The sequence below is a fragment of the Candidatus Poribacteria bacterium genome (genome assembly GCA_021162805.1).
In the GTDB taxonomy this organism is placed as follows: Bacteria; Poribacteria; WGA-4E; order B28-G17; family B28-G17; genus JAGGXZ01.
Map to the genome: position 1 here is coordinate 1 of JAGGXZ010000115.1, position 21,969 is coordinate 21,969.

Genomic DNA, 21,969 nt, shown 5'->3' on the forward strand with positions numbered 1-21,969 from the left:
AAAACTCGTCTATGAGTTTCTCCTTTCGGGGAATTACAACTTTTATCCGGACCACATAGGCGATGCCGTCTTCAGCTATATGAGACAGGGGGGCAAATCACTTCGGCCTGCCGTGTTGCTCTTTTCATGCGGGGCCGTCGGGGGAGATGAGAGGAGGGCGGTTCCGGCGGCGGCCGCTGTGGAGGTTTTCCACACCTGGACGCTCGTCCACGATGATATCATCGACAGGGATAAAACCAGACGGGGCGGACCGACCGTTCATGAGGAGTTCAGGATAAGGGCGATAGAGGAGATGGGATACAGATCCTCCGAGGCAAAGCACTATGGCATGTCGGTCGCCATGCTGGCCGGGGATATGCAGCAGGGATGGGCGGTTTCAATCCTGGCCGACATGGCCTTAAAAGGAGATATAGATCCGAAGCTGGCTCTCTATCTGATAAGGGATTCCGAGATGAGGGTTCTCAGTATCCTGATAGACGGCGAGCTGAGGGATATACAGTATTCGAAGGTACCTATGGAACTCCTAAATGAAACCCTCATCCTGGACATGCTTTGGAAGAAGACGGGGATTCTATACGAATTTGCCGGAAAGGCCGGGGCGATGATAGGGTTGAACACCACCGATCCGAATCACGAATACGTCAAGGCCATATCCTCCTTCACGAGCAAATGTGGAACCGCATTCCAGCTTCAGGACGACATTCTGGGCGTGGTGGGCGACGAGAAGAAGCTGGGCAAACCGGTCGGCTCTGATATCCGTGAGGGCAAGAGAACCCTGGTGTTATATCACGCCTATCAGAACGCCAATCCATCCCAAAAGGAGTTCCTGATGTCGGTTCTGGGGAACCCGAGAGCCAAACTCTCCCAGATAAAGGAGGCGATAAAACTGCTCAGGGATCTGGGAGGGGTGAGCTATACGGCTCATATGGCAAGGTCATATATCATCGACGCGCTGACATATCTCGAATCCATTCCGCCATCGCCGTATAAAGATCTGCTTGAATCATGGGCGCTATATATGATAGAGAGGAAGTTCTGAAATGGTGCTTGAAAGGGTTAATTCGCCGGCAGATCTTAAGAATCTAACGATAGAGGAGCTCAGGATATTAGCCGAGGAGATAAGACAGTATATCCTCACCGTTATGTCCAGCACGCCCGGACATCTGGCCTCAAACCTCGGCACGGTGGAGCTGACCCTCGCCCTGCACAGGGTCTTCGACGCCCCGTCGGATAAGATCATATGGGATGTGGGACATCAGGCCTATGCCCATAAGATCATCACCGGCAGAAGGGACCTTTTCCCTACCATAAGGAAATACGGCGGGTTGAGCGGTTTCCTGAAGCGGAACGAGAGCGAATATGACGCTTTCGGAGCGGGACATGCCGGCACCTCCATACCGGCAGCCCTTGGGATGGCGGTCGGCAGGGATATAAGAGGTGAGACGTTCAGGGTCATAGCCGTGATAGGCGATGGGGCCATGAGCACCGGAATGGCGTTTGAAGGTCTGAACAACGCCGGCGGCATGAGGCGAAACCTCATCGTGATCCTTAACGACAACAAGATGTCCATCTCACCCAATGTCGGCGCCCTGGCCAAATACATAAACAGGATAGTCACCAATCGGGCATATACCCTTTTCAGGGAGAACACCGAGGAGATAATAAGGAGGATCTCCCCTGGAGCGGCGAGGCTTGCCAGAAGGCTCATATCGTTGATGGGCGAGGGGACCCTCTTTCAGGAGCTGGGGTTCCAGTATTTCGGGCCCGTCGACGGTCACGACATCGAGGAGATGATAGAGGTGTTCGAGGGGATCAAATACATGCATGGCCCCATCCTCGTGCACGTCGTGACGAAGAAGGGAAAGGGATATGAGTTCGCCGAGCGTAACCCCACCCGGTTTCACTCCGTCAGCGGAATCGATCTCGCCACCGGTCAACCCATAAAGCGGAAGGCCCCTCCATCCTACACCAGCATCTTCAGCCAGACGTTAATAGATCTGGCGCGTCAGGATGAGAGGATCATCGCCATAACGGCCGCCATGCCGAGCGGAACGGGGTTGGATAAGTTCATGAAGGCTTTCCCGGATAGATGCTTCGATCTGGGCATCGCAGAACAGTGTGCTGTGACCTTCGCCGCAGGATTGGCGGCTGAGGGGTTCAAACCGGTCGTCGCCATATACTCGACCTTTCTCCAGAGGGCATATGACCAGATAGAACACGACGTCTGTCTACAGAACCTGCCGGTGGTGTTCGCCATGGATAGGGGAGGTTTGGTCGGCGAGGACGGCCCCACCCATCACGGTGTCTTCGACTTCGCCTATCTCAGACATATACCGAACATCGTCGTCATGGCTCCCAGGGATGAGGATGAGTTGAGACATATGCTTAAGACGGCGCTGGAGTATGACGGCCCCATAGCCATGAGATATCCCCGCGGCGCGGGGGTGGGAGTTGAGCTCTCAGAGGAACTTAAAACAATACCGATAGGCAGGGCCGAGCTGATGAGGGAAGGAGGCGATCTCCTGATCCTGGCCATAGGTCGAACTGTCCATCCCGCCCTGAAAGCCGCCGAGAGACTTGAGACCGAGGGGGTAAAGGCTGCGGTGGTCAACTCCAGATTCGTCAAGCCCCTGGATGAGGAGATGATACTGGACATGTGTTCCCGAATCGGCAGGATCATCACCGTGGAGGATCACGTCCTGGCAGGGGGATTTGGCAGCGCCGTCTGCGAGCTCCTGATGGACAGAGGTATCGCCGTTAAGGTCAAACGGCTCGGCATCTCCGATAGGTTCATCGAACACGGAGATCTGAAAACATTACACAGGATATGCGGGATAGATGAGGAGGGGATATATAGGGCCGCCACGCAGATCATGGAATCAGGGTGAAACCGTGAAATTTAGGGAAGGATGGTTCGACTCCGGCGAGGATGTCTTTCTCTCCCGCGCCCCGGGAAGGCTGGACGTCATGGGCGGGATCGCCGACTATAGCGGCTCGAACGTCTTCGAGATGCCCCTGAGGAACGCCGTCACCGTCGGATGCCAGCGCAGGAAGGACGATAAGCTCCGGGTGCTGAGCCTGAACGCCGAGGAAGAGGGGTTCGATCCGAAGGTGGAGCTTTCCATCTACGACCTGTTCAAGTCCTACGATCAACTCCGCTCCCTATTCTCATTTAATCCCAAGAGAAGATGGGCCGGATATGTGCTGGGGGTCTTCCCCGTCCTGATACATGAGGGAATTGTGAGGCGGTTCCCGTGTGGGGCGAACATCCTGATAGACAGCACCGTCCCTATGGGAGCAGGGATAAGCTCGTCGGCGGCGCTGGAAGTCGCATCGATGAGCTCAATACTGGCGTGTTACGGCCTGAAACTCGATCCGATGAGGATAGCAAGCCTCTGTCAAATCGTGGAGAATCGGATCGTCGGGGCGCCGTGTGGGATCATGGATCAGATAACGTCGGTTATGGGACGTAGAAACAGACTCATATCCATCCTCTGCCGCCCCGGCGAGGTTCTGGAACAGGTCGAAATACCCGATTTCATCCGGTTCGTCGGGATAAACTCCCGCGTCAAAAGGAGCACGGCGGGCGAGGCCTATACGAAAACCAGAACGGCGACCTTCATGGGTTTCACGATCATACTGCATGAGCTCAAGCTGGAGGCGAAGTACCTTTGTGAGGTGTCGCCGGAGGAATTTAGGGGGGAGCTCGCCCAGGTCCTCCCGCTGAGAATGAAAGGGGAGGAGTTCCTCAGACGGTACGGAGACACGGTCGACACCGTCACGGAGGTCAACCCCTATGAGATATATCGCGTTCGGAGCTGCACGGAACATCCGATTTACGAAAACAGAAGGGTCGAGAGATTCATCAAGTTGATCAAATCCCTGAGCCGGTTCGACTCCCTTAAAGATGCGATCCCCACGCTCAGGAAAGCAGGTTCGCTCATGTATAGCTCGCATTGGAGCTATAAATACCGGGCAGGGCTGGGGTGCAGGGAGGTGGATATGATCGTCAGGTTCGCCCGCAAGCTGGGAGTTGAGATGGGGATCTTCGGGGCGAAGATAACCGGGGGAGGAGGTGGCGGGACAGTGGCGGTGATGTGCTCAAGCGATTCCGACTGGGCGCTGGAGGAGATATGCAGCCGATATCGCTCGGCCACGGGCCTTAAACCCGATCTGTTCATCGGATCATCCGATGGGGCGGCGTTATATGGGATCGAAGTGCATCGAACGGGGAGATAGAATGAAGGTCAGAAAATGCGTCATCCCTCTTGCCGGGCTCGGCACGAGGATGTATCCCCTCACAAGAGTAGTTCCCAAGGCTTTCCTTCCGGTGATAGACATGGATGGATTTGCCAAGCCCGCCCTCCATCTCATGTTGCTTGAGGCAGCGGAATCGGGGATCGAGGAGATCTGCCTGGTCGTTCGTCCCGGACAGGATGAGATGATAGCGAGATACCTGTTCGACCAACCGCCTCCTCAAATACGTTGTAGGGCAGATCTATTTCACATGGAGGATCAGAGGGAAAAGCTGGGGGATCTCGTCAGATTCGCCTTTCAGGACGAGCCACATGGTTTCGGCCATGCCGTATACTGCGCCAGGAAACTTGTGGGAGATAACCCGTTCGTCGTGAGCTTAGGTGACCATCTCTATCGCTCAGGCTCCAAGAAACGATGTATCGCCCAGGTTATGGAGGTCTTCGAGAGGTTTTCCCTCAACGTCACGGGATTGACGGTCGTCGAGGAGGATCAGGTTCGATCCGTGGGAATTATATCGGGTCAGTTTCTGCCGGGCGAAGATCGCATCCTGAAGCTCGAAAGGTTGGTGGAAAAGCCAGATCCATCCTATGCCAGAGAGAACCTTAAAATCGAAGGGATCAACGGGTATCTCGGCAATTTCGGGATAGACGTGTTGAGACCAAGCGTATTCGATGTGCTCGAGAGGATGATCGCCGAAACGCCCTCTGAACATGAGGTCCAACTGCGCGACGCGATGGATGAGCTTGTAGGATCGGAGGGCATGCTGGGATACATCGTCGAAGGCGAGAGGTTCGACATCGGCACCCCTTTGGAATACCTGAAAAGCCTGATTCGATGGCATCAAGGTGTTTCTTCTTGGCTCATATCATCGCTGGACCGCTACATTCAAGGGGAATTTGAGCGATAGAGCCCTATCTTCTCGAAGGGGATGGGCTTAAATCCGATCTTATATGCCGGTGAATCGGGGCGCAGGCGGAAATCCATCTTCTCGGCATCTACGAAGAGCGGGTTTTGATCGATGAGGTTTTCCTCAAATCGCACATATGGTTTCGCCTTCCCCTCGATCTCCAGCCATTTCCCTCTCCAGCAGACGTTACGGATGATCCTGTTCCCCTTGGGCGCGGCCGGCTCGTCCTCCAGGATGTTCACCAGCTCTGGATACCTCTCGCTCCAGGGCGGCTTCTTATACGGCACCCTGTTCAACCGTTCCACCATCGTCGTGTTCACGTGATAAGATGCCCATCCCATCGCACGAGCATCCACATGCACGGCAGGGTTACATTCCACAAAGATGTTGTTCTCCACGATGTTATCCCTTCCGCCGCCGATGAAAGCGGCGCGGGTCACGCGATAGAAGACGTTGCCGTAGATGATCGTGCCGCACAACATATCATCCAGATAAACGCCCATACATCCCCGATTCTGAAATCCGTTGATGTGATGGAAGAAGTTGTATCGGATGACGGTCCCCCGCCATGTCCAATCCCGTCCGCTGTAGATCGCCCCGGCGTCGTTGGATTCGAGGCAGACGTGGTGGATCTCGTTGAACTCGATCAGATGATCGTTTCCGCTGAAGGCGATCGCCTGGTGCGGCGCATCGTGGATGAGGTTATGTCTCGCCCGGTTGCCGACTCCGCTCAATGAGACGGCGGGGGTGTACATCCTCTTCCACAGGCCGTAATGATGGATGTGGTTGTTCTCGGCGAGATGCCCGGCGGGGATCAATCTCCTCCGATCGCCGCCGCTCAGGGCTATGCCGCCGTGGCCGATGTTGTAGATCTCACATCCCGTCACCTTATCCCCTTTCCCGCCGGAGATCCGCACCGCCCATCCATGGATATTACGGATGGTGCAGTCGATGATTCGATCCTCCTCGCCGTTTGCGATCGTGATGGCGTTGCCCCGCGCCACCTCCAGGGTAAATCCCTGAAGCGTCACATGTGAGACATCCCTCATCTCCACCAACGTGGAGACAGTGGAAACCGTCGGGCATCCGTTTTCGATATCGCCGGGCGGCCAGAAGTAGAGGATGCCGCTCTCCCGGTCGAGATACCACTCGCCGGGGCTGTCCAGCTCGGCGAGGATGTTATATGCGTAAAACCATTGGCCCTTGCGATATCCATAGCTATGATAGGGCGGAGCGACGGAGATAATCCGTCTCTCAGTATCTATCGACTCGATCCTATGTCGCTGATCGGACCAGTCCCAGAACCAGTATCCATGCAACCATGGGTCCTTCTCACCGACCCACCGTTTGGGCCGATCGCCCTCATAATAGAACTTTCCGATCTTGCTGCCCTTGATGCCGTGGATCTGATGTCCATCATGGGCGACCACGTCGGCGATATGCATGAATCCCTCGTTCGGATACCGCGCCAGCGTCATGGGTTTGTCGTTGAAGAAAAGCTCCAGACCACCGCCGCTTGGCCGGCCGTAATCGGTTATCCCGATGGAACGCAGATCGGCCTGCATGACCTTTCCCCTGGCCGATTCATCCAAGCGGCCCAGTATAGAGCGATCGGTGACCGGCTGCCAGTTCGACACCGGTTTGCCGCCGATCAGCCTGACCTCCTCACCCGGATAGGCTCTATAGAGGATAGGCGTGTCGGGCGTGCCGGAGTCCTCAGAGGTCAGCTTGAAGGGTTTATCCAAGTAATATCTTCCTCCGCGCACGAAGACCGTCACGCTGCCCTTCAGTTTCCCCTCGGCCTTCAGCCTTCGGATCTCATCGCGGGCCCGTTCCAGGGTGGCAAACGGCCCGTCGTTCTCCTCAGCGTTCGGCTCAGGAAGCCTTCCGGACCATCCATCATCGCCATCTATGGAGACGTAGAGAACGAGGCCTTTAGGCCCGTTCATCGCCGTGATTATCCCCATCGTTACGGCCATCACCAGCCATTCCATGCCTTCCCTCCTCATACTGTAAGACACCTCTGAAGCTCGAAGGGTTTATCTAACGGTTTCAATCTCCGTGATCTTCCCGATTTCATCTTCATGGATGAAGATAAGCTGACCGTGGATCTCCCTTCCTGCAATTTTGATCTTTTGGGGTGTCTCCGCGCTCACAAGGTAATCCCAATCGCCGTCGGGGTTCTCTCCCTATTCTCCAACGTATCCGATGGAACTTGCGATATTGTAACAGTAGCTCCTTATGTCGTCAAGATCTGGAAGACATAAAAGGTTGAAAGACCCCCTGTTTTATGTTATCGTAACCTCAAACATGATACGGTCGCATCCTCAGGAGGTTGAGATGGAATACAGATGTATGTTCGAGAGGGAGATTGAAATAGTCAAAACCGTTCGGCTGAGATATCTCCTCTTTCTACCCGATGAATACAGCAGGGATCCAAGGAGAAAATGGCCACTGATCCTTTTCCTACACGGAGCGGGGGAGAGGGGAGATGACCTGGATCTGCTTAAAAGACATGGAATACCGAAAATCACCGAAAGATGGAGGGATTTTCCGTTTATAGCCGTCTCGCCTCAATGTCCGAGGTATTCATGGTGGACGGCGGAGATAGAATCACTGAACGCCTTCCTGGATCACATCGTGGAGAGCTATTCCGTCGATGTCAGCAGGGTATATCTGACGGGATTGAGCATGGGGGGATTTGGAACCTGGCGGTTGGCCGCCTCATATCCCGAGAGGTTCGCAGCCATAGCTCCTATCTGCGGCGGTGGTGATCCCGAATGGGCGCCGCGGCTGAAGGATATACCGGTATGGGTCTTCCACGGGGCTAAGGATGAGATCGTTCCCTTAAGCGAGTCCGAGAAGATGGTTGAAGCACTGAAAGCCTGCGGCGGGAATGTTCGATTCACCGTCTATCCCGACGCAGGACATGACTCTTGGACGCAGACATATGAAAATCCGGAGCTCTACGAGTGGCTCCTGCAACACTCCAAAGGTGAAACCGATCAGTAAGCCCAAACGGGGCGTATGGGGCGCTCGATCTGGATCAGCCGCTTTAACATCTCATGCCGAAGCTCAGCCAGGATGTTGTCGTATCTGGCCTTTCCGGCCAGGCCTGATAGCTGATCCGGCGCCACCCGTCTGACCCACGCTCGATAGGCGTCCTCATAACATCCGGGCTCGTCCGAAATCTCCAAGTGATCGAATCCATATGATGGATGAGGTTCCCCGTGATCTCTGTTTGAGCAGGGTAGGAAGTGAAGCTTGCCTATATTGGCGGAGGTATAACCGTAGTTCTTGAGCAGCATAGGCAGCGTGATGGCCTCTCATCGAAGTTCACCCCTTCCTCCGAGATTTTGGGGTTTTGATCTCGCGATTTCCAGAAGAGCTCAATCGAGAAACAGCACAACCAGAGCGATAATTGCCATGATCAGGATCGCTCCCGCGGCCGAGAGGGTCCAGATGATGATCTTCCTCCTATGTTCGGGCGAGGTTTCCCTTCTCTCCCTCCTCCTGGGAGGAGGAACATCCCTATAGGTTGACTCTACCAACCTGATGAATTCGCCCATCATCTTATTCTGTTTCAGCCATCGGTAGAGGTTCGGATACTCGGTTTTGAGCAATATGGAGAATTCATGCCTCTGCGCGCTGAAATCGGTAAACTCCCCCCAGCGTGACTCCTCGACCATGTAGTATGGCTCCGGTCCGACTCTTAGCTCGTATCCGTGATCCATATAATGAACGATCTCGCCCACGCCTTCTCGGGATGCTATAACCATCTTTTCGACGGCCGCTGGCGCAGCTTTGGGGATATAGGTTTCCTCCGGTTCCGGCGATCTGGTGAATCTCGATATCTCCTCCAATCTCCCTGACTCCTCCATCGCTCTTTCAAGGGCGTACTCGGAGATCGCCATCTCGACCCTGCTCACCACCTCAAGCGCCTCGATCTCCCTGATATCCGGAACGGTGACCAGATAATCCCCCCGTTGAGACATGATCAACTTGCATCTTATCCTTTCCCCGGCAAGGGCAGCTTTCATCAGCCTTGCCGTCCACTCATCCCTGGTGGTATAGACGACCATCCAATTCCAGCCGATATCGGCTCTGGTATCTCTCCCCTCCATAGCTTAACAGCCTCATGTTCCCGATTTTTAACGGGAGAAATTCTACCACACATCCCTCCCTTTGTCAAAGTCAAAGGACAAGGAGGTTTTCAACGCTTTTCGCCAGCGCTGTAATTGTAGCGAGTAGCGAGTGGCGAGCAGCGAATAGGGGAGAATCACCATTCGCTACTCGCCATTCGCCGTTCCTCCTTGTGCCTGCCGGATTCAGGGGCATGCGTAGGGAAACGCCCTTACCATGCCTGATTATGCCAAATCATTGAAAAGCCCTTGGCAAGGGAAAAAAGAAACTGTTGGGCATGAAGTTGAACTTCACCAACCTCATAGCCTTCCCGCTCATAATCGGCATAGGCATAGACGACGGCGTTCATCTGATACATCGATATCGAATGGAAGGATGGCAGAGGATCGGGACGGTCTTTGCCAACACCGGCAAGGCGATCCTTCTCACATCTCTGACCACGATGATCGGATTCGGCTCCTTGATGTTTATGACTCACAGGGGCATGGCGAGCATGGGAACGGTTCTGGTCATCGGCATCGGCTCATGTCTCATAACGACGGTGTTGATCCTATCACCGGCCTTTAGGGTGACCAGATTCTCCGGATCTAAGAGCCCTCAATGACCGTCATCCCTTCGTCTCCGCCTTCACCATCCTGATCCCCGTTCTTACTCCGGCCCTTATAACGCAGACGGAGGGAATGGCCAGCAGCATACCCACGGGCCCGATGAGGTCGCTCCCGATGAAAACGGCCACGAGGATTAAAACCGGGTTCAGGTTGAGCGTTCTGCCCATCAATTTCGGAGATATGAAGTTCCCCTCTGTGAACTGGACGACGAAAAACCATCCGATGACCGCCACGAGGAAATACCATCTGTATCCCGGCGATGAGAGGCAGATCAGCACCCCCGGTATAGCCCCCAAGATCGCCCCGATATATGGGATCATGTTGGCTATGCCGGCTATTATCCCAACCAAAAGGGCGTAGTTCCTGAGATCGGTCGGACCCAGGAGCCCTATTATGAAAAGCCCGAAGCTTGTCAACAGCGCCACCAGCGAGGAAACGGCCAACTGTCCCCTGAGGAACTGCGAGAGGCTCTCATCGACATCCCTGAGAAAATCCTTGATCATCCCACTTCTGGGGCTTCTATCCACTACCCTGGCGGCGAAACCCTTCAACGCCTTGATCTCGCTCAGCATGTAGAACGTTATGACGGGAACGACGATAAACCCCAGGATGCTCAGCAATGCGCTTGCGACGTTGCTGAAAAGCTTGAAGGTGTAACCGCCGATCGAGCTTGCGATCTGTGGAACCCTCGATTTGAAGTCCGTCATCACGGCGTCCAGTATCTGCCTCATCGGGCTTTCATCCGCACCTCCACCCCGGCTCAGATAGGGAACGACCTTGCTGGTGTAAAAATCGTAGATCAGGTTGGTCAATCCTATCATCTGTTTGACGGCGGGGAAGGCTATGAAGAAAGCCATACCCAGAACGAATATCACCAAAGCCATCATCACCAGCGCTATCCCCACGGAGCGCGGTATATACCGTTCAAGCTTGACCACAAGCGGATCGAACATATACGCCAGTCCCAACCCGACCAGAAAGGGTGAGAGCGTCCTGCCAAGCTTGTATATCCCCCACACGGCAAGCAGGACGGTCATAATTACTATCAGCCTTCCGCCTATCCCGCTTGAACGGTAGGGCCATAGCAGATAGAGAACGCTCAGATAGAGGACAACGGGGTTAAATATGGCCTTAAGCGAAAAGCCATATGCGATCAGGGCCGAAACCACCACGCATATGGCTATCGCTAACGTCAATATATCCTTCGAATCCAGATCCCTCATCGATCGGCGAAAACCTCATCTATATCGAATTTCAAACCGGACAGCAGGGGGGAGGTGAGGGTTTCGCCTACGCCGAACCTCCCATGTTCGACGAACTTACCCCTCACGAGCCTCAGGACCTGAATCTCCCTCCTCTCAGGTGAAACGAACCATAGCTCTTTGACGCCGTATCTCTCATAAAGCCCTCTCTTGAGAACCCTGTCTATCTTCTCCGTGCCGGGCGAGAGGATCTCCACCACGAGATCGGGCGGTCCAGAGATGTATCTCTCGCCGATGATATGGGCTCTTTGGGATGAGATGAACAAGATATCCGGCTGGACGATGTTCTCCTCAGAGAGAACCACGTCACAGGGGGCGATGAACACCTCGCCTAATCCTTTCTCATTTACAAATGCGCTTAACCTGATAGCCATCTGCAGGGCTATCCTCTGATGATTTGGAGTGGGAGCAGGGACCATGAAAACCTCCCCGTCGATGATCTGATACACCTTGCCGTCATCCGGCAGCTTGAGATAATCCTCATAGGTGAACTTCAATCTCTCCTGCAAGATAACAGGCTGAATTCCACTCACTTTAAATCACCTCGCCTCCTATCTCCTTCGGACATCTCCGACGCTTAGATGAGAACCTCATCTATATCGAATTTCAAACCGGACAGCAGGGGGGAGGTGAGGGTTTCGCCTACGCCGAACCTCCCATGTTCGACGAATTTACCCCTCACGAGTCTCAAGACCTGAATCTCCCTCCTCTCAGGTGAAACAAACCATAGCTCTTTGACGCCGTATCGCTCATAGAGTCCTCTCTTGAGAACCCTATCTATCTTCTCCGTGCCGGGCGAGAGGATCTCCACCACGAGATCGGGCGGGCCGGAGATGTATCTCTCGCCGATGATATGGGCTCTTTGGGATGAGACGAACAGGATATCCGGCTGGACGACGTTCTCCTCCGAAAGCACCACATCGCAGGGGGCAAATATCACCTCTCCGAGTTCTCTGAGGCGTATAAAGTTTGAGAGCACAGACCATATCCTTCCGCATATCACCTGATGTTTGGGGGTGGGAGCAGGGGCCATGAAAACCTCCCCGTCGATGATCTGATACACCTTGCCGTCATCCGGCAGCTTGAGATAATCCTCATAGGTGAACTTCAATCTCTCTTGTGAAACCGCAGCTTGAACGTCGATCACCTCATATCACCTCACACCTCTTCCTCCTGGATATCCTCGACGCTTATACGGAGCTCCTCGAGCTGCTGTGGCGTCACTTTCGACGGAGCGCCCGTCACTAGACATATCCCACGTTGAGTCTTTGGGAACGGGATGACGTCGCGTAGGGATTCCCCTCCGGCCATCATCATCACCAATCTGTCAAACCCCAGGGCGATTCCCGCGTGAGGTGGGGCGCCGTATTTGAGGGCCTCGAGGAAAAAGCCGAATCGCACCTCGATGTCCTCCTCGCCAAGCTGGAGGATCTCGAAGATCTTGCGCTGCAGATTCATATCGTGAATCCTCACGCTGCCGCTTGCGACCTCAGTGCCGTTGACGACGAGGTCATAAGACTGAGATCTGACCCTGCCTGGATCCTCACCCAGCAGATCCAGATCCTCGTAGTTCGGCGCCGTGAAGGGATGATGTTCCGAATCCCATCTGTTCTCCTCCTCGTTCCACTGAAAGAGCGGGAAGTCGGTCACCCAGAGGAAGCTAAACTGGCCTTCATCTATCAGCCCCAACTGATTCCCCAGCCTCAGCCTCAGATTGCCGAGGGCATCGGCGACGATCTTGGGCCTGTCGGCCACGAAGAAAAGCATATCTCCGGCCTGTCCCCTCATCCGCTCCACGAGAGCGCTGAGGCAGCCCTCGGGGAAGAACTTCCTGATCGGCGAGTCTATCCCGTCCGGCGTCACCCTCATCCATGCTAGCCCTTTGGCCTTGTAGATCTTTACGAACTTAGTAAGCTCATCTATCTGGCTTCTGGAGAGCCCCGCACAGCCCGGGGCAACCAATCCCTTCACCTGTCCGCCACCCTTCAGAACCTCGGTGAAGACCCTGAATTCGCTTTCACTCACGATGTCCGAGACGTCCACCAGCTCCATGCCGAATCGGGTGTCGGGCTTGTCCGACCCGTATCGGCTCATAACCTCCTGATAGGTGTATCTCGGGAAGGGGATCTCCAGATCGATCCCGGCCGCCTCCTTGAACATCCTTTTAACCAATCCCTCGGTGACGGCGAACACGTCATCCTGATCGGCGAAGGAGAGCTCGATGTCTATCTGCGTGAACTCAGGCTGTCTGTCGGCGCGGAGGTCCTCGTCACGATAACATTTGACTATCTGGAAGTATTTGTCTATTCCGGCGATCATGAGCATCTGTTTGAAAAGCTGAGGCGACTGGGGCATGGCGTAGAACTTGCCCGGATGAAGACGACTGGGGATCAGGAAATCACGGGCGCCCTCGGGAGTGCTTTTGGTCAGGACGGGCGTCTCCACCTCCAGGAACCCCTGCTCGTCCATGTACTTCCGGACTGAGAGCGCGGCCTTGTGTCGGATGAGGAGGTTGCGGAACATCCTTGGCCTTCGCAGGTCCAGATATCGATATTTGAGCTTTATCTCCTCGGCCACGTTCAGGTTGTCCTCTATCATGAAGGGCGGGGTTTCAGAGGTATTCAATATCTGCAGCTCATATCCCGCCACCTCGACCTCGCCGGTGGGGATGTTGGGGTTGATCGTGTCCTCGGGCCGTCTGCGCAGCTTTCCCGTGACGCATATGACGTATTCGTTCCTGAGCCTGTGGGCGAGCTGATGTGCCTCAGGATCTATATCCTGACTGAAGACGACCTGTATCAGGCCGGTTCTATCTCGGAGATCTATGAATATCAGTCCGCCGTGATCCCTCCTCCGCTGCACCCATCCCATGAGGACGACCTCACTTCCGACGTCCTTCATCCTTAACTCGCCGCAGTAATGGGTTCTCTTTCTCTTCAACATATCGACCTCCAAAGCAGAGAGTTAAATTAACTCGTAGGATTTGTAGATTTTGACGCCCTATCCCCTCGCGAACTCCTCCACCCTTGGATGAACTACATGCTACACCGCCCCTCTAAAACCCTCGCCACCTGGTCGAAGGGGACATCGGTTTGCTCACCCGTCTCCATATTTCTAAGGGCCACCTTTCCTTCCTTCATCTCCTCGCCGCCGACTATGGCGACGAACCTCGCCTTAAGCTTATCGGCCGTTTTCATCTGCGCCCTGAGGCTTCGGCCCCGAAACTCCATCTCGACCGAGAGCCCTTCGCTTCTGAGTTTATCCGTCAGCCTCAGCGCATCCCCGAAAGCTTCATCTATGACGGCCACGAAACAGTCGATTCCCTCGGCGATTGGGAACCTAAACCCCTGGGCGTCGAGCGAGGCGATAATCCTATCCAGTCCGGCGGCGAATCCCAATGCGGGTGTGGGCTTGCCGCCCATCTGCTCCACCAGATAGTCATATCTACCACCGCCTACGACGGCGTTTTGCGCCCCCAACCCTTCGGCGGTGATCTCAAAGACCGTCCTGGTGTAGTAATCCAGCCCTCGCACGATCCTAGGATTCACACTGTACGGGACATCAAGCTCCTCGAGATACCTTTTAAGCCCATCGAAATGCGATCTGCATTCATCGCAGAGATAATCCAGAATGACAGGCGCCTCCTTTGTAGCGATCCTGCACCTTTCCTCCTTACAATCCAATATCCTCAGCGGATTTCGATCAAGCCGATCCGCGCATTTCCCACATAGCCTATCGATATGTCTTCTCCCGAACTCCCTGAGATGCTCGACATATCTCGGCCTACATCTGTTACAGCCGATGCTATTGATATCGAGGGAGAGCCCCTTAAGGCCGACCTCCTTCATGAGCTGGTATGCCAGCTGGGTCACCTCGGCATCGATTGCGGGGTTATCGGATCCGAACGCCTCGACACCTATCTGCCAGAACTCCCTATATCTGCCGGCCTGGGGCCTATCGTATCGAAACATCTGTCCGATGTATGCCAGCTTCAGCACGGGCAGGGAGCTGAGAAGACCGTTTTCCAGACATGCCCTCACTATCGCCGGCGTTCCCTCCGGCCGAAGCGTGATGCTCCTTCCACCCTTATCGGTGAAGGTGTACATCTCCTTTTCGACGATATCCGTCGTCTCGCCCGTCCCCTTTATGAAAAGCTCAGTGTGTTCGAAGGTCGGCGTGCGTATCTCCCTATAGCCGTATCTCCTGAAGATATCCCTGGCGACCTCCTCGACGTATCGCCATTTCGCCATCTCACCCGGAGTGATATCCCTTGTCCCTCTTACCGCCTTTACCCTCATTTCAGTCCCTTCTCCTTTTCACTGAAGACCTGAGCGCTGAAGATATAGATCTCCGTCATCGGATCCTTCCACGCATCCGGTGGAAGCCATGCCTTTTGACAGGTATTCGCCAGGAACTGTTCCCTGTCCCATTCATACTCCACCGCCACCTGTGGCAGAAGCAATCCCGAGTTGATTCCCCTCTTGATGTAAATCCCGTGAGTACCGACCTTGATCTCGTCGATGCCCCTTATCCGTCTGAGCGGCGTAAGGGCTGAGATCTCTATCTCGATCTCCTCCATCTCCTCTAATCTAACGGGGGGAAACCTAGGATCGTCCACAGCGGCGGCGACGGCGACCTCCTGGACGGTCTGATAGAGGGGCTTGATTGGGAAGACATATCCTATGCACCCCCTGAGCCTTCCGTCCTTGTGTAGCGTCACGAAGGCCCCGCGTCTCTCCCGAAGCTTGGGGTCCGTTATCTCATATTGAGGCATGGATTTGCCCGAGAGGTGGCTTTCTATCGAGGATCTTGCGATCCTAAGAAGCAGTATCTGCGACTCCTCGCTCAGAAGCTCCTCCACCTCGGGTGTAACCTTTTTTTGCAAATCCTCCAATGTCTTCACCCCCTTACCATATGGCGGCGGCCATATATCCGACCACCTGGCCTTTATCGCCGAAAGGCACGTCGCCCGAATTGGCATATTTAAGCACCTTCACCCTCTCTGCACCCAGGAGCTTGGCGGCTTCGAGCAGGACGTAAACCGGCCCGGCGCCGCACATCATCGTGTGTAGCTCCGGGACGCCTAGCCTCATATGCTCATCCATCCTGCGGCGCAGCTCCGCCGGATCAAACTTCGAAACCGCCTCGATCACGATCCTATCCGCTCTGACCGCCTCATCATATTCCGGGTAGTGTGAGAGATCCGTGCTCGCCACGATCAAAACGTTCCTGCCTTTGAGACACTCTCCCAAAGTGCTGGCGAGCGAATGACAGGCCGCCTCGGAATAGTCCTGCATGAGTATGGGAACGAGCTTGAACTCACCAAGGCTCTCCTGCAGAAACGGAAGTTGAACCTCGATACTATGTTCATATGCGTGTGCCTGCGGAAGGTGCTTTATCCCGTCGTTGAGGCTCATCAGCTCTGAGGCCAGTCCTTCGTCTATGGGGACGGCGCCGAGGGGGGTCTCGAAACTGCCCTTAGCCCACAGGGCGAACCCCCAAAACGGCATCCGATGGCTCGGCCCTATCACGACGACCGAGTCGTAGCTTTCGCCCTCCACCTGTTTGTAGGCATGTCCCGCCACATGTCCCGAATAGACGTAGCCGGCGTGTGGCGAGATGAGCCCGATTATCCGTCCATCGACATCGACCCTGGGGGCTTTGTCTATGAATTCCCTGACCATCCGACGCAGGGTCGATGGAGAATCGGGATAAAACGCGCCCGCCACGGCGGGCCTTCTGATATCAGACGAAAAAAGCATCTCTTCCCCCCTCCCCGGTTTTATAGAGTCACGTGAAAGTCAGCCCTATACCTTCTCAACCAAAACCTCAACAGGCAAAAGCTTCCTCAAGGATAGCCAGGTAAATCCTTACGAACGGAAGTTCTGCGACATAGAAAGCTGCTAACGATGCACCTACTGCTGCGCAATGCCAAGCCCCCTTGTTGTGCTTGGCATTGCGCTTAACGTTTCGAGCGTATCTGAAGCCCTGCGAAGTAAGATTTGGGCGAAGCGGAGCCAGATACGCTCTGTTAGGCGAAGTCGGTCGGCGGTATTATTATGTGCGATATGCTTCTCTACGATGACGGACATGATAAATGGTCACGATTTTCGTTTTGGTATCCACTTGGTAGATCACTCTGTAATTCCCAACTCGAATCCGATAATCTTGCTCTGAGCCTCGGAGTTTACGGTGTTGTGACGGAAATGGATTATCCACAAGGGATTCGACAGCCTTGATAATTCGAGGAACATGCTGTGGATCGATGTTCCGCAAGTCTCGTTCTGCCGAGCTCTTCCATCGAATCTCATAAGAGTCCATCTTCTTTCAACCGTTTCTTAAGTTCTTCGAAAGGTATTGTAGGCTCATCCCGGCGTTCAGCAATGATCGCAAGATCGTGGAGATCCTCTAAAAGTTCTTCATACTCCTCAACGGGAAGAATTACAGCTGTCTTTTGACCCTTCTCATCTACGATATATTGTTCTTGAAATTTTTTCATACCTATCCTCCTTAAGCTTCTAACAACCGATTTCGCTTAACGTTTTGCGTGTTTGCGAAGCCCCGCCTTGGCGGGATTTAAGTGAGCAAAGCGAACCACAAACACGCTGTTAGGCGATGCCGCCGATATTCCCTTTAACGAGTCTTCCTCAACTCCTTAAGCACAAGAAAGACTGATGTTCGTCTGAATCCCTTCTTCTCCCAGAAACTAACGCTTTGCTCAGTTATGGTAGCACTGACGGTTGGCGCATCACGGCGAGAGAGCTCTGCACAAACAGCTTCGACGAGCGCACTACCAATGCCACGGTTCTGGCAGTCTGGATGTACTGAAAGAAGATGAATAAGCGCCCGAGAGCCATCATAAACTGCTCTGATGAATCCGCAAGGTTGTTTTTCTACTTCGGCAACTAAGAAAACAGCAGCCTCGCAGTTTGCTACTCTTCTCATCGCACTCGGCCCATCAATAATGGGATATTTATATTGATCGTTTAATTTAAGGATTTCAACCAGACAATCTATATCAGATTCTTTGAATTTCCGTATTTGTATTTCCATAAAGCCCCCTTCTGGAGCATGTATCGGCGGTTTCGCCTAACTCTAAGTATATCTGATATAGCCGAAATGGACAAGTAGAACAGTATGGAGGCTCAATCGAGCCTAATAATCTCCCCCTTCACACCCTCCCTGGTGACCTCAAGGATGCCGTAGGATCTGAAGTGGGCGAAGATGGTGTCCGTGGGGCTTCCGGGATTAAAGAGGAGTATCCCCTTCCTCTCCTCACACATCGCCTGATGTGAGTGGCCGAAGATGATACATCTGACGCCGTCATCTTTAAATTGTTCCATCACCCTCTCCGGCAACGTGTGCGGATCGCCCCATCCATGTATGATCCCTATCCTGACGTGCTCGACGTTTAAAACCCTCCTGTTGGGCAGTTGTCTCCTGACGTCGGGGGAATCCATGTTGCCGTGGACGGCAACGAGCCTGTTTATCCTCTCGATTTCTCTAAGCGCCTCCATCGTCTCGAAATCCCCCGCGTGTATTATGAAGTCGAGCTTACGGAGCACATCCACCAGATCATCAGGCAGACTCTGTGCTCTCTTTGGGATGTGCGTGTCCGATATCACCCCTATCCTCATCTTCCCTCTCCTTTTTCTCCTGCTCGGTAGAAATCCTCACGAAGGTCATCTTCAACGTGAAGAGCACGTTCTCCAAAAACTTCTCCTCGTCCTCCGTGAGGTTTCCCTTTGTCTTTTCCTTAAGCATATCGAGTGTGTCTATGGTATGCCTCGCCAGGTTCAGGTCGATAACGGGCTTTTTGGTTTGGGTATCCTCCATCCCGCCCATGTAGGCGAAAGCGGCGTTGGCAAGGGTGGTCACAAATCCGATGAACGTGACCGGCGGTAGCTCAACCTTTTTCCTCTCATCCATAGCCACACCCCCTTATGTCAGTTCCTCGGGGAATCTCCCCGTTTTGTTGACGATCTTCACCTTTCGAATCGTCCTCTCATCCGAGTTCAATATGATAAACCTGAGCGTATCCGTATCGATCACCTCGCCGGGCCTCGGCACCCCATCGCGGAGCGAGATCAAATAGCCGGCCACCGTCTCATAGTTCCCCTCGGGTATCTGGAGGTTAAACCTCATGTTCAGCTCCTCGATCTCCATCCTGCCATCGCATATTATGCTCCGCTCGTCCATGGATATCAGGTGGCTTTGCCCTCCCCTTTCGCTCTGGATGTTGCCTATGATCTCCTCGATCAGATCCTCTATGGTGACGAGCCCCACCACGCCGCCGTATTCGTCCACCACAAAGGCCATCGGGTTTCTTCCCTCCTTCGGCGTATTGAGGAGCTTATGCTGAAACTCCCTCAGGAACGTATCAACCCGTTTGAGCTCCGGCACGAAGGTCAGATCCCTTCGGATAAACCTGTCGATCGTCCCCTCATCATCCCCGGAGTAGATCACATCCAGAACGTGGACGATCCCCACGATATCATCTATCCTCCTCCTGTAGATCGGATATCTGGAATAGGGATATCTGGCGGCCATATCGAGGAAATCGGATATCGACGTGCCCTTTCTCAGGGAGATCATCTCGACCAGGGGCACCATCACCTGGCCGACCGTCTTCCTGTGCAGATCCAATACGCTATGGATCATCTGCCTCTGTCTGGGCAGGATCACCCCCTCCTGTTCCCCCATGCTCGTAAGCAGTCTGAGCTCGCTCCTTCGGGCGTCGCTCTCCTCCTCCCCTTTGACGGCCGAGGCGAGCTTGGAGGAGAGACTCGTGAAGACCTTAACGACGGGATAGAAGGCCAGATGTGAGCCTCTTATCATCAGATAGGCCCTCATCATGATCGAGTTCGCCTTGGCCCTGAAGATGGATTTGGGGATGATCTCACCGAAGAGCAGGATCAGTGGGGTCATCACGGCGGTGGTGATCGAGCTTTGCCATGCTATATCGTGCGGCCTTATCGATTTGGCGGCGAGTACCGCCATCTGGGTGGCCGATATACCCATCAGATTCGTCCCTATGAGCGTCATCGTCAGGATCTCCTCGGGCATGCTGAAAAGGGAGAGAGCCCTAGCGGCTTTGACCTCTCCATCCTCCGCCAAGGCTCTTAATCTCATCCTATTCGCCGATACGAAGGCCGTCTCCGAACCGGCATAAAACGCCCTGAATCCCACGAGGATCAGAGCTATGATGCTAAAAGGTATCGCCTGCCACAAAACGGATTGCGGAGTCGATCCGCTCGTCGCCCATGAGCTCGAAGCCAAGAGAAGCAGAGGCACCAGGAGGGATATAATCCCCTTGGTTTTCCCCCCCTTACCGCCGAGCTTACTCAGGATTACGGTCTCGACCCTCATCCCTTCGATCTTCTCCACTTCGATCCGAAGATCCTCTATCTCTACGACCTCACCCGCCTTCGGTATCCTTCCCAGGAGGTTGATCACATATCCTCCCATGGTGTCGGCCGCTTCCTCATCCAGTTTGAGACTGAGCGTTCTGTTGATAAGCCTGACCGGTGTTCTCCCTGAGACCTCATATCTGTTTCCACCCAGATCCTTTATCATTTCCCTCTGAGGTCTATATTCGTCGTACTCATCGACGATGTCACCCACGATTTCCTCTATCACGTCCTCCAAGGTCACAAGGCCTGAGGTTCCGCCGTATTCGTCGACCAGTATGACCATGTGGGTTTTGAACCTGGAGAAGTCCCTCAGCAGTTCGCTGACCCTTCGGCTTTCAGGCACGAAGTGAGGTCTCCTTATGAGGGTATCGCTCTGGTCGACCAGCAGTTCCTCTCTGACGGTCATAAAGAACTCCGCCGTCATATCCATCACATCGAATCCACGCCATATGGGCAGGTCTTTGGCGTAGAATATTCCGCAGATATCGTCCAGGCTCTTCCTGTATATGGGAACTCTGGAGACGCCATGTTCTTTAGCTTTGTTCAATATATCGCCGATCCTCTCCGTGCTCTGGGCGCAGATCATATCGGTGCGAGGGATCATTATCTCATGCGCCTCGATATCCCTGAGCTCGAATATCAACTGGATGAGCTCCCTCTCCCTCTCCTCAAACTCCCCTTCCTCCGCACCCGCCGAAAGGAGCGCTTTGATCTCATCGGGCGTGACCGTATCGTTAAACTCCATTCCTTTGGGCATGATCAGATCTGTGATCAGCTTCAGGATCCAGTAGGCTGGGAAGAGAAAGATGGAGATCAGCCAGAGCGGCCTGGCGGTTTTAAGGGCGAATCTCTGGGGATGTTTAAGGGCATACACCTTGGGGGTGATCTCTCCGAAGGTTAGAAGCATCAGGAGGTTGAAGATCACGGCTGCTGTGACGCCCTTCGTGCTTCCCATGAGCCCTATGAAGAGCGATCCGGTGATGCTGGAGAAGGCTATGTTGACGAGGTTGTTGCCTATCAGAACGGTCACAAGCAGGCGACGGAGATCCTGATAAAAACGGACCACAGCCCTGCTGGCACCATCCGTCCTTTCCCTCAACCTCTGAACCTGAAGTTTGGTCAGGGAGAACATCGCCGTCTCAGAGCCGGAGAAGAAGGCGGATAGTCCCAGAAGCAGAGCTAATCCGATCAGGTGAGGTAAGAAAGAGCTTATGTCCATCATCCTTGGTCGTCAAGAAGGTTCTAAACGCATTGATATTTTAGCATACCTGAACATGAGGCGCAATAACTTTAAACTTCTGAGATCTGTTGACTTGAAGTTGTGATTATCGTATCATATAAGTGCACGTAAAGGATAGGGTTTCCACTAAAACCGGGGT

The 21,969-nt window shown here is 54.0% G+C and carries 22 protein-coding genes; 6 read left to right on the forward strand and 16 right to left on the reverse strand.

The window, feature by feature from the left end; genetic code table 11:
* The 4 genes from J7M22_08875 to J7M22_08890 all read left to right on the forward strand — a co-directional run.
* Positions 1-1,039: polyprenyl synthetase family protein (locus J7M22_08875; protein ID MCD6506722.1), on the forward strand; the 1,039-nt coding region annotated here is incomplete at its 5' end.
* A 1-nt stretch (position 1,040) separates the two neighbouring features.
* Positions 1,041-2,888, forward strand: a complete 1,848-nt coding sequence (locus tag J7M22_08880) for a 1-deoxy-D-xylulose-5-phosphate synthase (protein ID MCD6506723.1) — start codon at positions 1,041-1,043, stop codon at positions 2,886-2,888.
* Positions 2,889-2,892: 4 nt separating this feature from the next.
* Entirely contained in the window at positions 2,893-4,239 is a 1,347-nt protein-coding gene (locus J7M22_08885) for a GHMP kinase (protein MCD6506724.1), read from the forward strand.
* 1 nt (position 4,240) lies between these two features.
* Positions 4,241-5,164 carry a UTP--glucose-1-phosphate uridylyltransferase gene (locus J7M22_08890; GenBank protein MCD6506725.1) on the forward strand — a complete coding sequence of 308 codons (924 nt, stop codon included), beginning with the start codon at positions 4,241-4,243 and terminating at the stop codon, positions 5,162-5,164.
* On the opposite strand, the gene J7M22_08895 is transcribed toward J7M22_08890, so the two are convergent.
* Positions 5,143-7,158, reverse strand: coding sequence for a right-handed parallel beta-helix repeat-containing protein (locus J7M22_08895; GenBank protein MCD6506726.1), 2,016 nt, complete (start codon positions 7,156-7,158; stop codon positions 5,143-5,145). The two genes, J7M22_08890 and J7M22_08895, sit on opposite strands and share 22 nt — an antisense overlap.
* A gap of 361 nt (positions 7,159-7,519) precedes the next feature.
* Here J7M22_08895 and J7M22_08900 point away from each other — a divergent pair, with 361 nt between their 5' ends.
* Positions 7,520-8,176: a prolyl oligopeptidase family serine peptidase gene (locus J7M22_08900; protein MCD6506727.1), complete on the forward strand. Its 657-nt coding sequence runs from the start codon at positions 7,520-7,522 to the stop codon at positions 8,174-8,176.
* Here the strand turns inward: J7M22_08900 and J7M22_08905 are convergent.
* Both J7M22_08905 and J7M22_08910 read right to left on the reverse strand, forming a co-directional pair.
* Positions 8,170-8,472, reverse strand: a complete 303-nt coding sequence (locus J7M22_08905) for a hypothetical protein (GenBank protein ID MCD6506728.1) — start codon at positions 8,470-8,472, stop codon at positions 8,170-8,172. The genes J7M22_08900 and J7M22_08905 overlap by 7 nt on opposite strands.
* A gap of 81 nt (positions 8,473-8,553) precedes the next feature.
* On the reverse strand, positions 8,554-9,288 hold the full coding sequence (locus J7M22_08910) for a hypothetical protein (protein ID MCD6506729.1): 735 nt from the start codon (positions 9,286-9,288) through the stop codon (positions 8,554-8,556).
* Positions 9,289-9,578: 290 nt separating this feature from the next.
* Here J7M22_08910 and J7M22_08915 point away from each other — a divergent pair, with 290 nt between their 5' ends.
* Entirely contained in the window at positions 9,579-9,911 is a 333-nt protein-coding gene (locus tag J7M22_08915; protein ID MCD6506730.1) for an MMPL family transporter, read from the forward strand.
* A 3-nt stretch (positions 9,912-9,914) separates the two neighbouring features.
* On the opposite strand, the gene J7M22_08920 is transcribed toward J7M22_08915, so the two are convergent.
* The 13 genes from J7M22_08920 to J7M22_08980 form a co-directional block, all read right to left on the reverse strand.
* Positions 9,915-11,138: an AI-2E family transporter gene (locus J7M22_08920; protein MCD6506731.1), complete on the reverse strand. Its 1,224-nt coding sequence runs from the start codon at positions 11,136-11,138 to the stop codon at positions 9,915-9,917.
* Positions 11,135-11,701: a Uma2 family endonuclease gene (locus J7M22_08925; protein ID MCD6506732.1), complete on the reverse strand. Its 567-nt coding sequence runs from the start codon at positions 11,699-11,701 to the stop codon at positions 11,135-11,137. Before J7M22_08925 ends, J7M22_08920 begins: the two co-directional genes overlap by 4 nt.
* Before the next feature lie 53 nt (positions 11,702-11,754).
* The gene (locus tag J7M22_08930; GenBank protein MCD6506733.1) at positions 11,755-12,324 is read right to left on the reverse strand and encodes a Uma2 family endonuclease; all 570 of its coding nucleotides are present in this window, start codon (positions 12,322-12,324) and stop codon (positions 11,755-11,757) included.
* A gap of 11 nt (positions 12,325-12,335) precedes the next feature.
* Positions 12,336-14,120, reverse strand: a complete 1,785-nt coding sequence (gene aspS, locus J7M22_08935) for an aspartate--tRNA ligase (GenBank protein ID MCD6506734.1) — start codon at positions 14,118-14,120, stop codon at positions 12,336-12,338.
* A 92-nt stretch (positions 14,121-14,212) separates the two neighbouring features.
* On the reverse strand, positions 14,213-15,475 hold the full coding sequence (locus tag J7M22_08940) for a histidine--tRNA ligase (protein ID MCD6506735.1): 1,263 nt from the start codon (positions 15,473-15,475) through the stop codon (positions 14,213-14,215).
* A complete protein-coding gene (locus tag J7M22_08945) occupies positions 15,472-16,158 on the reverse strand; it encodes a TIGR00296 family protein (GenBank protein MCD6506736.1) in 687 nt (228 codons plus the stop codon). Before J7M22_08945 ends, J7M22_08940 begins: the two co-directional genes overlap by 4 nt.
* Positions 16,085-16,939, reverse strand: a complete 855-nt coding sequence (amrB, locus tag J7M22_08950; protein MCD6506737.1) for an AmmeMemoRadiSam system protein B — start codon at positions 16,937-16,939, stop codon at positions 16,085-16,087. The genes J7M22_08945 and amrB overlap by 74 nt, the downstream gene beginning before the upstream one ends.
* A gap of 295 nt (positions 16,940-17,234) precedes the next feature.
* Positions 17,235-17,498 carry a type II toxin-antitoxin system RelE/ParE family toxin gene (locus tag J7M22_08955; protein ID MCD6506738.1) on the reverse strand — a complete coding sequence of 88 codons (264 nt, stop codon included), beginning with the start codon at positions 17,496-17,498 and terminating at the stop codon, positions 17,235-17,237.
* A complete protein-coding gene (locus J7M22_08960) occupies positions 17,485-17,676 on the reverse strand; it encodes a hypothetical protein (protein ID MCD6506739.1) in 192 nt (63 codons plus the stop codon). Before J7M22_08960 ends, J7M22_08955 begins: the two co-directional genes overlap by 14 nt.
* A gap of 134 nt (positions 17,677-17,810) precedes the next feature.
* The gene (locus J7M22_08965; GenBank protein ID MCD6506740.1) at positions 17,811-18,230 is read right to left on the reverse strand and encodes a GNAT family N-acetyltransferase; all 420 of its coding nucleotides are present in this window, start codon (positions 18,228-18,230) and stop codon (positions 17,811-17,813) included.
* Positions 18,231-18,322: 92 nt separating this feature from the next.
* On the reverse strand, positions 18,323-18,814 hold the full coding sequence (locus J7M22_08970) for a metallophosphoesterase family protein (GenBank protein ID MCD6506741.1): 492 nt from the start codon (positions 18,812-18,814) through the stop codon (positions 18,323-18,325).
* Entirely contained in the window at positions 18,756-19,106 is a 351-nt protein-coding gene (locus J7M22_08975; protein MCD6506742.1) for a DUF1844 domain-containing protein, read from the reverse strand. Before J7M22_08975 ends, J7M22_08970 begins: the two co-directional genes overlap by 59 nt.
* Positions 19,107-19,118: 12 nt before the next feature.
* Positions 19,119-21,812, reverse strand: a complete 2,694-nt coding sequence (locus J7M22_08980) for an HlyC/CorC family transporter (GenBank protein MCD6506743.1) — start codon at positions 21,810-21,812, stop codon at positions 19,119-19,121.
* Between the last annotated feature and the right edge of the window lie 157 nt (positions 21,813-21,969).

Coding starts and splice junctions, on each gene's coding strand:
- J7M22_08880 (MCD6506723.1), top strand. CDS start 1,041: ATGGTGCTTGAAAGGGTTAATTCGCCGGCAGATCTTAAGAATCTAACG.
- J7M22_08890 (MCD6506725.1), top strand. CDS start 4,241: ATGAAGGTCAGAAAATGCGTCATCCCTCTTGCCGGGCTCGGCACGAGG.
- J7M22_08895 (MCD6506726.1), bottom strand. CDS start 7,158: ATGGAATGGCTGGTGATGGCCGTAACGATGGGGATAATCACGGCGATG.
- J7M22_08900 (MCD6506727.1), top strand. CDS start 7,520: ATGTTCGAGAGGGAGATTGAAATAGTCAAAACCGTTCGGCTGAGATAT.
- J7M22_08905 (MCD6506728.1), bottom strand. CDS start 8,472: ATGCTGCTCAAGAACTACGGTTATACCTCCGCCAATATAGGCAAGCTT.
- J7M22_08910 (MCD6506729.1), bottom strand. CDS start 9,288: ATGGAGGGGAGAGATACCAGAGCCGATATCGGCTGGAATTGGATGGTC.
- J7M22_08920 (MCD6506731.1), bottom strand. CDS start 11,138: ATGAGGGATCTGGATTCGAAGGATATATTGACGTTAGCGATAGCCATA.
- aspS (MCD6506734.1), bottom strand. CDS start 14,120: ATGTTGAAGAGAAAGAGAACCCATTACTGCGGCGAGTTAAGGATGAAG.
- J7M22_08940 (MCD6506735.1), bottom strand. CDS start 15,475: ATGAGGGTAAAGGCGGTAAGAGGGACAAGGGATATCACTCCGGGTGAG.
- J7M22_08945 (MCD6506736.1), bottom strand. CDS start 16,158: ATGCCAATTCGGGCGACGTGCCTTTCGGCGATAAAGGCCAGGTGGTCG.
- amrB (MCD6506737.1), bottom strand. CDS start 16,939: ATGCTTTTTTCGTCTGATATCAGAAGGCCCGCCGTGGCGGGCGCGTTT.
- J7M22_08955 (MCD6506738.1), bottom strand. CDS start 17,498: ATGGACTCTTATGAGATTCGATGGAAGAGCTCGGCAGAACGAGACTTG.
- J7M22_08960 (MCD6506739.1), bottom strand. CDS start 17,676: ATGAAAAAATTTCAAGAACAATATATCGTAGATGAGAAGGGTCAAAAG.
- J7M22_08965 (MCD6506740.1), bottom strand. CDS start 18,230: ATGGAAATACAAATACGGAAATTCAAAGAATCTGATATAGATTGTCTG.
- J7M22_08970 (MCD6506741.1), bottom strand. CDS start 18,814: ATGAGGATAGGGGTGATATCGGACACGCACATCCCAAAGAGAGCACAG.
- J7M22_08975 (MCD6506742.1), bottom strand. CDS start 19,106: ATGGATGAGAGGAAAAAGGTTGAGCTACCGCCGGTCACGTTCATCGGA.
- J7M22_08980 (MCD6506743.1), bottom strand. CDS start 21,812: ATGATGGACATAAGCTCTTTCTTACCTCACCTGATCGGATTAGCTCTG.